The 11934-nt window shown below is 72.6% G+C and carries 4 protein-coding genes and 1 pseudogene; 4 read left to right on the top strand and 1 reads right to left on the bottom strand.

Annotated elements, in window-relative coordinates:
- Positions 1 to 808, bottom strand: a pseudogene (locus AC0IWM_RS13920) (serine protease); the annotation flags it as partial.
- Between the two features lie 141 nt (positions 809 to 949).
- On the opposite strand from AC0IWM_RS13920, the gene AC0IWM_RS13915 reads away from it, so the two are divergent.
- The 4 genes from AC0IWM_RS13915 (at position 950) to AC0IWM_RS13900 (ending at position 11924) form a co-directional block, all read left to right on the top strand.
- The gene (locus tag AC0IWM_RS13915) at positions 950 to 6292 is read left to right on the top strand and encodes an alpha-2-macroglobulin family protein (RefSeq protein WP_471755891.1); all 5343 of its coding nucleotides are present in this window, start codon (positions 950 to 952) and stop codon (positions 6290 to 6292) included.
- Positions 6293 to 6542: 250 nt separating this feature from the next.
- On the top strand, positions 6543 to 8627 hold the full coding sequence (gene pbpC, locus AC0IWM_RS13910; protein ID WP_471755906.1) for a penicillin-binding protein 1C: 2085 nt from the start codon (positions 6543 to 6545) through the stop codon (positions 8625 to 8627).
- A 163-nt stretch (positions 8628 to 8790) separates the two neighbouring features.
- Complete coding sequence (locus AC0IWM_RS13905; RefSeq protein WP_471755904.1) at positions 8791 to 10641, top strand: potassium transporter Kup; 1851 nt, start codon at positions 8791 to 8793, stop codon at positions 10639 to 10641.
- Positions 10642 to 10772: 131 nt separating this feature from the next.
- Positions 10773 to 11924 carry a sensor histidine kinase gene (locus AC0IWM_RS13900; protein ID WP_471755889.1) on the top strand — a complete coding sequence of 384 codons (1152 nt, stop codon included), beginning with the start codon at positions 10773 to 10775 and terminating at the stop codon, positions 11922 to 11924.
- Positions 11925 to 11934: the final 10 nt, after the last annotated feature.

Genomic DNA, 11934 nt, shown 5'->3' with positions numbered 1-11934 from the left:
CCGCTGCGGCGGCCGGGGCGGCCGGGGCGGCCTCGGGGAAGGGCACGAAGCTGTTGGCGATGGCGATGGCGAGGCGGTCGACCTCGCCGGCCAGGGCCTTGTCGTAGCCGAGGGTGAGGCCGCGCAGGCCCGCTTCGCCGGCGGCGTAGCGGATATAGGATCTGCCCGTCCCGGTCTCGGCGGTCACGACGAGGAAATCGGGCCGCAGGAGCTTGTAGGTCACCCGCCGGTCGGGGCTCGGCGCGGTGACGCGCGCGAAGATCGCCTCGAGCCCGGTCTCGCCGGCCGGATAGGATTTCGTCTCCAGGGTGATTCGCCCGTCGGCGCTCTGCCAGCGGGTGCCGCCGGGCAGCGGCGAGCGCTTCGGCAGAATCCGCTCGGGCACGCCGAGCAGCACGCCGCTGGCCGGGTCCGGCTTGACCGTGAAGCGCGCGGCCGCACGCGCCGCAGCGCCGTCCTTCAGGAGGGCGGCCCGGCCGGCCGCATCCGGCAGCCCGGTCCCGCCGCTCCGCTTGGCATAGGCCTGGAGCGCCTCGTAGCTGCGCCGTCCGAAGGCGCCGTTGATCACGCTGTTGTAGTCGCCGGTCCAGACCAGGGCATCCTGCAGGCCCTTGCGCTCGGTCTCCGGCAGGGCCTCGAACGCGACCCGCGCCGCCTCGAAGGCCGGATCGGGCGCGGCGGGCTTCGGCCGCGTGGGCGCCGGGGCGGTGGGCCGCGGTGCGGGTGGCGTCTGGGCGGCCGCCGTGCCCGCCATCATCCCCAGCAGCAATCCGGTTACGCCCCGGATGGTCCGATCCCGTCGCGTCATGGCCGAGTCGCGTCTCCCCCGCGAGAACCGATCCGGTGTGGCAGAGCCCGCGACCGAATTCCAGACCGTTGCGGCGGATGCGCGAAGTGCTACGGTCCCGCCCGGCGCCCGGCACCGGCGCCCGGACGACGGGGTTGAAGCATGTCGGGAACAACCGGACACGGGCGTTCGCCCCGATCGGCGGTCGGCGTCGCGGGCATCCTGCAGGCCTTGGCGATCGCCAGCCTGCTGGCGTTCCCCGCCACGGTCCAGGCGCAGTCTCCGACCGCCCGAGCCGCGGCCACAGGCATGCCCAGGCCGTCCGCCGCGAAGAGCTTCGTGCGCGAGGATCTCGCCAGCGACGGCGTGCGCCTCGAGGCCACGCTGAAGGGCGAGGCCGGCACGGCCAGGCCGGATGCGAAAGCCGCCGCGAAGGCCCGCGCCGAAGGGGAAGCCCTGGTCGAGGCCGAGAAGTCGGCGGATGCCCTCAAGCCTCTCGGCCTCGCCGTGGCGGGGGAGTCCGGGGCGCCGGCGAACTGGCTCGCCTATGCGCGCGCGGCGAGCACGGTCGGCAACGACGACCAGACAGGCGACTACGCGAGTCGCCTGCGCCTGCGCCGCAACGCGCGGGCCGCCGCCTACCAGGGCTATCTGCGGGCCGGGACTGCGGCGGCCGAGGCCGAGGCCCTCGCCGTCCTGGGCGACGTCTACGCGGACGAGGCGGAATGGCGTCCGTCACTGGAAGCCTACCGCGCCAGCCTCGCGCTGGCCGACGATGCCGAGGTGCGCGAGACCTACGAATCGCTGCGGGCCGAGCACGGCTTCCGCATCCTCAACTACACCGTCGATTCGGACGCCGCGGCGCCGCGCATCTGCTTCCAGTTCTCCGAGGGCATCGCCGCCAAGACCGACTTCACGCCCTACATCGCGGTCTCGGGCGCGGCCAACGCCGCCGTCACCGGCGCCGGCCAGCAGGTCTGCGTCGACGGCCTCAAGCACGGCGAGCGCTACGCCTTCGTGGTGCGCTCGGGCCTGCCCTCAGCGGCGGGCGAAGGCCTGCTGAAATCGGCCGATTACGAGGTCTATGTCCGGGACCGCTCGCCCCAGGTCCGCTTCACGGGGCGCAACTACGTCCTGCCCCGCACCGGCCAGGCCGGCGTACCTCTGGTCTCGGTGAACGCGGCCAAGATCGACGTGGAGGTGCTGCGCGTCGGCGACCGCGGCCTCCTGCCGTCCTTGCGGGCGGAGGACTTCCTGTCACAGCTCAACGGTACCACGGCGCGGACCATCGCCGACCAGAAGGGCCAGCGCGTCTGGAAGGGTGTGCTCGACACGGCCAAGGCCGAGTTGAACCAGGAGGCCGTCACCGCCTTCCCGGTGCTTCAGGCCGTCGGCAAGCTGGAGCCCGGCATCTACATCATGATGGCGCAGGCCAGCGGAGCCGCCCCGTCTCCCGACGAGGAGGGCGGCTACGAGGCGAAGGCCACGCAGTGGTTCGTGGTCTCGGATCTCGGGCTCACGGCCTTCAAGGGCCGCGACGGCGTCCACGTCTTCGCCCGCTCGCTGGCCTCGGCCGAGACCGTGCCCGGCGCCGAGATCCGGCTGGTGGCCCGCAACAACGAGGTCCTGGCCACGGCCAAGACCGACCGGCAGGGCCACGCCGCCTTCGCGCCGGGCCTCGCGCGCGGGGAGGGGGGCATCGCGCCCGGCCTCGTGGTGGCGCAGATCGGCGACGATTACGGCTTCCTCGACCTGGGCCAGTCGGCCTTCGACCTCACCGATCGCGGCGTGAAGGGGCGGCCCCAGCCCGGCGCCGTCGAGGCCTACGTGTTTCCCGAGCGCGGGGTCTACCGCTCGGGCGAGACCGTGAATCTCACCGGACTCCTGCGTGACGCCACCGGCCTCGCGGTTCCGGAGATCCCGCTCACCCTGGTGGTCAAGCGCCCGGACGGCGTCGAGTATCGCCGCGCCCAGGTGGCCGATGCCGGCCTCGGCGGGCGCGCCCTGGCGCTGCCCCTGCTGCCGGGCGCCCAGCATGGCACCTGGCGGGTGTCGGCCTATACGGACCCGAAGGCGCCGGCCATCGGCGAGGCGAGCTTCCTCGTGGAGGATTACGTTCCCGAGCGCCTCGAGGTGACGCTGGAGAGCGCGACGCCGAGCCTGAGCCGGGGCGCGCCCGCCACCATCGACGTGGCTGCACGCTACCTCTACGGCGCGCCCGGTGCCGGCCTGGAGGTCTCCGGCACGGTGCTGGTGCAGCAGGCGGCCGGCAACGGCATCAAGGGACTTGAGGGCTTCTCCGTCGGTCTCGACGACGAGCGGGTGGAGGCCGCCTCGGCCGAGATCGACGCGCGCGCCACAACGGATGCGGCCGGCAAGGCCCGGCTCGTGGTGCCGGTGCAGGCCCTGGCCGCGCCGCGTCCCACCGAGGCGAAGATCACCCTGCAGGTGGGCGAGCCCGGCGGGCGGGCGCTGAGCCGCAGCCTGACCCTGCAGATCCTGCCCGAGGGGCCGGTGCTCGCCATCCGCAAGGGGTTCGGCGGTGACATCCAGGAGGGCGGCGTCGCCGGCTTCGACGTGGTCATGGCCGCTCCCGACGGGCGGCGCCTGGCGCAGGGCGACGTCGCCTGGACGCTCCAGCGCGTCGAGAAGACCTATCAATGGTACCGCGAGAACGGGCGCTGGTCCTACGAGCCGGTCACCAGCACGCGCCGCGTCGCCGATGGCCGCCTCGACCTGACCCCGGACGCGCCGGGCCGCGTCAGCGCCACGGTGAGCTACGGCACCTACCGGCTGGAGGCGAGCGTGCCGGGCCGGCCGTCCGCCACCGCGAGCGTGACCTTCACGGTGGGCTGGAGCGGCGGCGAGACCGCGGACGTGCCGGACCTCCTGGACCTTCGCCTCGACAAGGCGGCCTACGCCGCCGGCGAGACCCTGCGCGCGCGGCTGCAGCCGAAGTTCAAGGGACAGGCGACGCTCGCCGTCGTCAGCGACAGGCTGCACGCGCTCCTGACCATCGACGTGCCGGCCGCCGGCACCACAATCGACATTCCCGTGAAGGCGGAATGGGGCTCGGGAGCATACCTCGTGGCCACCGCCTACCGACCTCTCGACCAGGCGGCCAAGCGCCTGCCGGGCCGTGCGCTGGGCCTGGCGTGGTTCGGGGTCGACCGGGACAGCCACACCCTCGGCGTGACGCTGGAGGCACCGGCCAAGACCCGCCCGCGCGAGACCCTGACCCTGCCGATCCAGCTCGCCGGTCTGAAATCCGGCGAGGAGGCTCGGGTCAGCGTGGCCCTCGTCGACGTCGGCATCCTGAACCTGACGCGCTACGAGGCGCCCAACCCCTTCGGCTACTTCTTCGGCCAGAAGGCGCTCGGTCCCGAGATCCGCGATCTCTACGGATACCTCATCGACGGCATGCAGGGGACGCTCGGCGCCATCCGGTCGGGCGGCGACGGCGGCGCGGCCGAGCTTGCCGATTCGCCCCCGACCCAGGCGCCGCTGGCGCTCTATTCCGGGCCCGTCACGGTCGGGCCGGACGGCAAGGCGAGCGTGAGCTTCTCCCTGCCGGCCTTCAACGGCACCGGCCGGGTGATGGTCACCGCCTGGAGCCGCGCCAAGGTGGGCGCGGCCCAGGCCGACGTGATCATCCGCGATCCCGTCGTCCTCACCGGCACCCTGCCGCGCTTCCTCAACGTCGGCGACCGCTCGCGTTTTCACGTCGCCATCGACAACGTCGAGGGGCAGGCCGGCGACTACACGGTGGATCTCGATCTGACCGGCTCCGTCCTCGTCGGCGCCGAGGCCGTGCACAAGACCCTGCGGCTGGAGGCCGGCGCAAAGGGCGCCCTCGTCATCCCCATCACCGCCGCCGGACCGGGCCTGTCGCGGATCGACCTGACCCTGCGGGGACCCGGTCTACCCGGGGGCGTCGGCCAGAGCTTTGCCCTCAACATCGGCCCCGGCACGGGGGCGCTCGCCCGTCGCTCCGTGCAGACCCTCGAACCCGGTGCCTCCTTGCGCCTCTCGGACGAGCTCCTGGCCGACATCCTGCCCGGCACCGGCACGGTCTCCCTCTCCGCGTCGAATCTCGCCGGCATCGACGTGCCGGCCCTGCTCCAGTCCCTCGACCGCTACCCCTATGGCTGTTCCGAGCAGACCGTGAGCCGCGCGATGCCGCTCCTCTACGTCAACCGCCTCGCGTCGCTCGACAAACTCGGCCTCGACACACAAGCCGACGAGCGCGTGCGCCAGGCCATCGAGCGGGTGCTCGGTCGCCAGAACGCGGCCGGCGACTTCGGTCTGTGGTCCACCGAGGGGGCCAGCGACACCTGGCTCAACGCCTACGTCACCGACTTCTTGACCCGGGCCCGGGAGCGCGGGTTCGCCGTGCCCCAGACCGCCTTCGCCAATGCCCTCGACCGCCTGCGCAACGCGGTGGCCAACACCACGGAGGTCGCCGAGGGCGGCATGGACATCGCCTATGCGGCCTACGTGCTCGCCCGCAACGGCCGCCCGGTGATGGGCGACCTGCGCTACCTCGCCGACACCAAGCTGGCCTCGTTCGCGACCCCGCTGGCTCGGGGGCAGATCGCCGCCGCCCTGGCGCTGCTCGGCGACCGCGGCCGGGCGGCGAAGGCCTTCACCTCCGCGATGGCCGGCTTCCGGGAGACGGCCACGAGCCCGGTCTACCGGCCGGATTACGGCTCGCGCCTGCGCGACGGTGCCGGCCTGCTGGCGCTGGCCGCCGAGACGGGCCTGGCCCGCGACAGCGTCCAGCCGCTTGGCGCGCTCATCGCGGCCGAGCGCGCCAGTGGCCGGCCCACCAGCACCCAGGAGGAGGCCTGGATGGTGCTCGCCGCCGAGGGCCTGAGCGCGGATTCCGAAAACCTCCGCTTCACCCTCGACGGCCGCCCCGAGAGCGGCGCCGTGGCGCGCAGCTACCGGGCCGCCGCTCTCGACGGGAAACCGGTCACCCTGGTCAACGCGGGCAGCCAGCCCGTGCAGGCGGTTGTCAGCGTCAGCGGCAACCCGATCGCCTCGGAGCCGGCGGAGGCGCGCGGCTACACGATCGAGCGGCGCTACCACCGCCTCGACGGCAGCCCGGTCGACCTCGCCCAGGGAGTCCGCCAGAACGACCGCCTCGTGGTGGTGCTCACCGTGACCGAGGCCAAGGCCAGCGCCGGGCGCCTCCTCCTCGTCGACCGCCTCCCGGCCGGCCTGGAAATCGACAATCCGAAGCTTCTCGATGCCGACGCGCTGGCCGGGCTCGCCTTCGCGAAGTCGGACGTGACCCCGGTCCACACCGAGTTCCGCGACGACCGCTTCGTGGCGGCCTACGAACGCAGCCCGGAGCAATCCGCCTTCTTCCGGGTCGCCTACACCGTGCGGGCGGTCTCGCCCGGCAGCTACGTCCATCCGGCGGCCACGATCGAGGACATGTACCGGCCGGAGCGCTTCGGGCGCACCGGCTTCGGTTCGATGACGGTGAGCGCGAAGTAGGGCCGTGGAGACGAGGCCCGTCGATCCTCCTGCGCAGAGCAACGCGTTGGAAGGAAGCGCGCCGTCATGCCGGGGCCGCGCAGCGGAGCCCGGGATCCAGAACCATAGGTCGCTCGAGCTCTGGCAATGTCTGCGGCTCTCGCTTCCGGGCTCGGCTGCGGCGCCCCGGACTGACGGTGGGTTTGACAAGGCCTACGTCGCCCCATTCCCATCCTCGGACGGGGGGCCTCGGCTTGCGAAAACGAGCACGATTTGCGCGCTCGTGGCGGGCCTCCTCCTCCTCCTGCTCGTCCCGGCTCTCGCCCTCTGGCGTTTCGCCGACACCCTCCCACCCCTCGACCTCGCCCAGGCGGAACTCCGCTCCACCGTGGTGCTCGACCGGGAGGGGCGCCTGCTGCGCCCCTTCGCCACCGCCGACGGGCGCTGGCGCCTGCCGGTGACGGGCGCTCAGGTCGATCCGCGCTTCCTGGCTATGCTCACCGCCTACGAGGACCGGCGCTTCGCCTCGCATCCGGGCATCGATCCGGCGGCGACCCTCCGGGCCGCGGGGCAGTGGCTCACGGCGGGGCGCATCGTCTCGGGGGGCTCGACCCTGTCGATGCAGGTGGCCCGGCTCGTGGAGCCGCGGGCCGAGCGCTCGCTGGCCGCCAAGCTGCGCCAGATGGTGCGGGCGGTGCAGCTGGAGCGGCGTCTCGGCAAGGACGGGGTGCGCGATCTCTACCTCGCACTCGCTCCTTACGGCGGCCCGGTGGAGGGCCTGCGCGCCGCCAGCCTCGCGTATTTCGGGCGCGAGCCGGCCCGGCTGTCCTTTGCCGAGAGCGCCCTCCTCGTCGCCCTGCCGCAGGCGCCGGAGGCGCGGCGGCCGGATCGCTTCCCTCAGGCGGCCCGGCGCGCCCGCGACCGGGTCCTCGCCATCGCCGCCGCACGGGGCGTCATCACGGCGGCCGAGGCGGAGGCCGCCCGCGCCGAGCCGGTGCCGGTCGGGCGAAAGCCCTTCCCGATGCTGGCCGCCCACGCGGCGGACGCCGCGCACGCCGCCGACCCGGCCGCGCAGGTGATCCGGCTCACCCTCGATGGCCGCCTGCAGGCGAGCCTCGAAACTCTGGGTGCCGAGCGCGCGGCCGCCCTGGGGCCAGGGATTTCCGCCGCCATCCTGGCGCTCGACAACCGCACCGGCGCGGTGCTGGCCCAGGTCGGCAGCCCCGGCTATCTCGATGCGAGCCGGGCCGGTGCCATCGACATGACGGGCGCGATCCGCTCGCCGGGCTCCGCCCTCAAGCCCTTCATCTACGCGCTCGCCTTCGAGACGGGCCTCGCCCATCCGGAGACGCAGCTCGACGACCGGCCGGTCCGCTTCGCAGGTGCCTACGCCCCGGAGAATTTCGACCTCGGCTACCAGGGCACCGTGACGGCGCGGCGCGCCCTCCAGCTCTCCCTGAACGTGCCGGCCGTGGACCTGCTGGAGGTGGTCGGCCCCGCCCGCTTCATCGCGCGCCTGCGGGCGGCGGGTGCGCGCATCGATCTCCCCCGCGACACCGCGCCGGGTCTGCCGGTGGCGCTCGGCGGCCTCGGCGTCACGCTCACCGATCTCGCCCGGCTGTTCTCCGGCCTCGCCCGGCAGGGGCTGGTGCCGAACCTGACCCGTCGCGTCGGCGAGGCGTCGGGCCAGGCGTCGGGCCAAGCGGCCCCGGAGGCCCGCATCACGGAAGCCGTCGCCGCCTGGTACGTCGCCGACACCCTCCGGGGGGCGCCTCCGCCGGAGAATGCCCTGGCCGGCCGGATCGCCTACAAGACCGGCACCTCCTACGGCTACCGGGACGCCCTGGCGGTCGGGTTCGACCGGCGCGTCACGATCGCCGTCTGGGTCGGGCGGCCGGACGGCAACGCCGTGCCGGGCCTCGTCGGCCGGGTGGTCGCGGCGCCGATCCTGTTCGACGCCTTCGCCCGCTTCGGCGGGGAACCCGACCCCGTGCCGATGCCGCGAGACGCCCTGGTGACCACCACGGCCGGCCTGCCGCCGCCTCTGCGCCACATCCGGCGCGACATCCCCAAGACCCTGTCGGCGGCTTTGGGCGGCGCCCTGAAGATCGCCTACCCACCGGACGGCGCCCGCATCGATCTGGGTCTGTCGGAGCCCGCGCCCGCGCCGTTGGCGAGCCTCGCCCTGAAGGCGCTCGGCGGCGTGCCGCCCCTGACCTGGATGGTCGACGGCCTGCCGGTGGCGGGCGGCGCCCGCCGGCAATCGGCTTGGGCTCCGGAAGGGGCAGGCTTCGCGCGGATCTCGGTGATGGACGCCACGGGCGCCAGCGACAGCGTACTGGTGCGGCTCGAGTGACGCCCCTGTCCGGGGTTCAAGCCGGAGGCCGGTCGGGCCCCTGGTCGGGAGGAAACCCGCCCCTACCTGCGAGCGGCAGAGCGAACCTTCGCCGTTGCCGGAGAGCGTGCCCGTGGCCCACGAGGAATCCCGACCGGGACGGCCGGCCCTGCGCCCGGCGGTGATGCTGGGGGCGCTCGGAATCGTCTACGGCGATATCGGGACCTCGCCCCTGTACGCCTTCAAGGAGGCGGTCCGCGCCGCGAGCGCCGGCGCCCCGCCGACCCCGGTCGCCGTGACGGGTGCCGTCTCGCTGATCCTGTGGTCGCTGATCCTCATCGTCTCCATCAAGTACGCCGTGCTGATCCTGCGCGCCGACAATCGCGGCGAGGGCGGCATCGTCGCCATGCTGGCCCTGCTCGGGGCCCGTCACGCCAAGCCCGGCTCCTGGGCCGGGGTGCTCCTCGTCGTCGGCCTCGTGGGAGCCGCCCTCCTGTACGGAGACGGCGCGATCACGCCGGCGATCTCTGTGCTCTCGGCGGTCGAGGGCCTGAAGGTCGAGGCCCCGGCCCTGTCGCGCTTCGTCGTGCCGATCACGGTGCTGATCCTGGTGGGACTGTTCCTGGTCCAGAGCCGGGGTGTGGCCTTCATCGGCCGCATCTTCGGACCGGTGATGCTGGTCTGGTTCGTCGTGCTGGCGCTGCTCGGCCTCGGCGGCATCTGGCACGCGCCGCAGATCCTGGCCGCCTTCAATCCGCTCAAGGCCGTCGAGTTCCTGGGCCATGCGGGCTGGCACGTCAGCTTCGCCATGCTGGGCGCGGCCTTCCTGGCGGTCACCGGCGGCGAGGCGATGTATGCCGATCTCGGGCATTTCGGGGCCGGGCCGATCCGCGCTTCGTGGTTCGGCCTCGTGCTTCCGGCCCTGGTGATCCACTATTTCGGGCAGGGCGCGCTGCTGCTGGTGGAGCCCGACGCCATCGAGAACCCGTTCTACCGGCTGAGTCCCGACTGGGCGCATTACCCCCTGATCGGTCTGGCGACGATCGCCACCGTGATCGCCTCGCAATCGATCATCTCGGGCGCCTTCTCGCTCACCCAGCAATCGATCCAGCTCGGCTTCCTGCCGCCGATGCGGGTGGTCCACACCGCGCGGCACGAGCGCGGGCAGATCTACGTGCCGATGGTGAACTGGCTTCTTGCCGCCGCGACCCTGAGCGCGGTCCTGGTCTTCGGCTCCTCGGACGCCCTGGCCGGCGCCTACGGCATCGCGGTCGCCTCCCTGATGGCGATCACCACACTGCTCGCCGCTCTCGTGGCGCTGAAATGGGGCTACAATCCCGTCGCCGTGCTGGCGGTGAACGGGTTCTTCCTCCTCATCGACCTCGTGTTCCTCGGGGCCAACACCGTGAAGCTGTTCGAGGGCGGCTGGTTTCCGCTGATGCTCGCCGCCCTCGTCGCATTCCTGATGCTGACCTGGCGCAAGGGCAACCAACTCGTCGAGGCGGCGCGGGTTTCGCTCCGCCAGCCCGAGGACGAGTTCCTGGATCAGCTCCGACGCGATCCGCCCATCGTCCTGCCGGGAAACGCCGCCTTCCTGTCCTCGGCCACCAGCGCGATTCCCCTGCACCTCTCCCGCTTCGTCGCGCGCAGCCACGCCCTGCACAAGCGCATCCTCATCGTCACCGCCCGCTACGAGGAGGAACCCGCGGTGGCCCGCGACGAGCGCGCCGAGGTCATGGTGATTACCCCCGACATCACCCGCGTCATCCTGCGCTACGGCTTCATGGAGGATGCCTCGGTCCCCGACGGCCTGCGCTGCGCGGTGGAGGCCAAGCGCCTGCCGCCGGAATGCCTCGAGGATCTCACGATCTTCATCGGCCACGAGACCATCATCCCGAAGAGCGACCACCGCGGCATGGCGACTTGGCGCGAGGAGATCTACGCCTTCCTGCTGCGCAACGCCGAGCGCACCGGAGCGCATTTCTGCGTGCCGACGCGGCAATTGGTGGAGGTCGGCACCGAGATCGAGATCTGAGCCGGACACGGGCCATCAACTCTCGTGCGGACCTTGCTTATGCCCTTGCGGGCAGCGCTGCGGGTGTCGCAAAAGGAAGCTGCGCGGGCGGGCAGCCCGGCCGCGCCGAACCCGGGACGTGTAGCGTAGCGATGAGCGAACTGGCGCCGAAGGCCCTGGCGATCCGCCTGCGGCAGCAGGCGATCCTCTCCGATTTCGGGGTCGAGGCCCTGCGCGCCACCGAGCTGCTGCCCCTGCTCCAGCGCGCGACCGAACTCTGCGCCGAGGGCATGGAGGCGCAGTTCTGCAAGGCCCTGGAATACAAGCCGCACCAGGACTGCCTCCTCGTCTGCGCCGGGGTCGGCTGGGCCGAGGACGCGGTGGGCACGACCATCATCGGCGCCGACCTCGCCTCGCCGGCGGGCTATGCCCTGAAGACGGGACGGCCCGTGATCTCGAACCACCTCGAGAACGAGACGCGCTTCCGCACCCCGAAGCTGATGGCCGACCACGGCATCCGCCGCGCGATCAACGTGCTGATCGCCAACCGCGACGGCAATTACGGCGTACTGGAGGTGGACGACACCCGCGAGGGCCAGTTCGAAGAGGCGGACATCGCCTTCATGCAGGGCTTCGCCAACCTCGTCGGCGGCGCCATCGAGCGCCAGCGGGCCGAGGCGCGGCTGAAGGCGGCCCTGGAGCGCCAGGAACTCCTGTCGCGCGAGATGAGCCACCGGGTGAAGAACAGTCTCGCAGTGGTGGCGGGATTTCTCGGGCTGCAGGCCCGGGGCTCCGACAATGCCGACGTGAAGAGCGCGCTCGCCGATGCCCGCACCCGCGTGGAGGCGGTGGCCCAGGTCCATGACCAGCTCTGGCGCCAGCCGAGCCTGGAGGCGATCGACGTCGCGGGCTTCCTCGAAGCGCTGTGCGCCAAGCTGCAGGAGAGTGCGCCCCGCCACCGCCTGGTCTGCCGCGCGGCCCGGATGAACATCCCCGCCGATCTCGCGATCCCCCTCGGGCTCTTCGTCAACGAGCTCGTCACCAACGCGATCAAGTACGCCTACGCGGATGGCGAGGGCGAGATCCGGGTCGAGGCCCAGCCCGACGATGCGGGTGGCCTGATTCTCGCGGTGGAGGATGACGGCGCCGGGCTTCCGGAAGGATTCGATCCTACCGCGGCGCGCAGCGCCAGCCTCGGCATGCGCATCATCAACAGCCTCGCCCGCCAGCTCGGCGGCGCCCTCGCGGTCGCCCCGGACGTGCAGGGGGCGCACTTCTCCCTGCGGGTCGCGCCCCTGGCCTGAGGGCGCCGGG

This window comes from Methylobacterium sp. AC433, assembly GCF_979253015.1.
This window is presented reverse-complemented; position numbering and strand designations above follow the sequence as displayed.

Coding starts and splice junctions, on each gene's coding strand:
- AC0IWM_RS13900 (WP_471755889.1), top strand. CDS start 10,773: ATGAGCGAACTGGCGCCGAAGGCCCTGGCGATCCGCCTGCGGCAGCAG.
- AC0IWM_RS13915 (WP_471755891.1), top strand. CDS start 950: ATGTCGGGAACAACCGGACACGGGCGTTCGCCCCGATCGGCGGTCGGC.
- AC0IWM_RS13905 (WP_471755904.1), top strand. CDS start 8,791: ATGCTGGGGGCGCTCGGAATCGTCTACGGCGATATCGGGACCTCGCCC.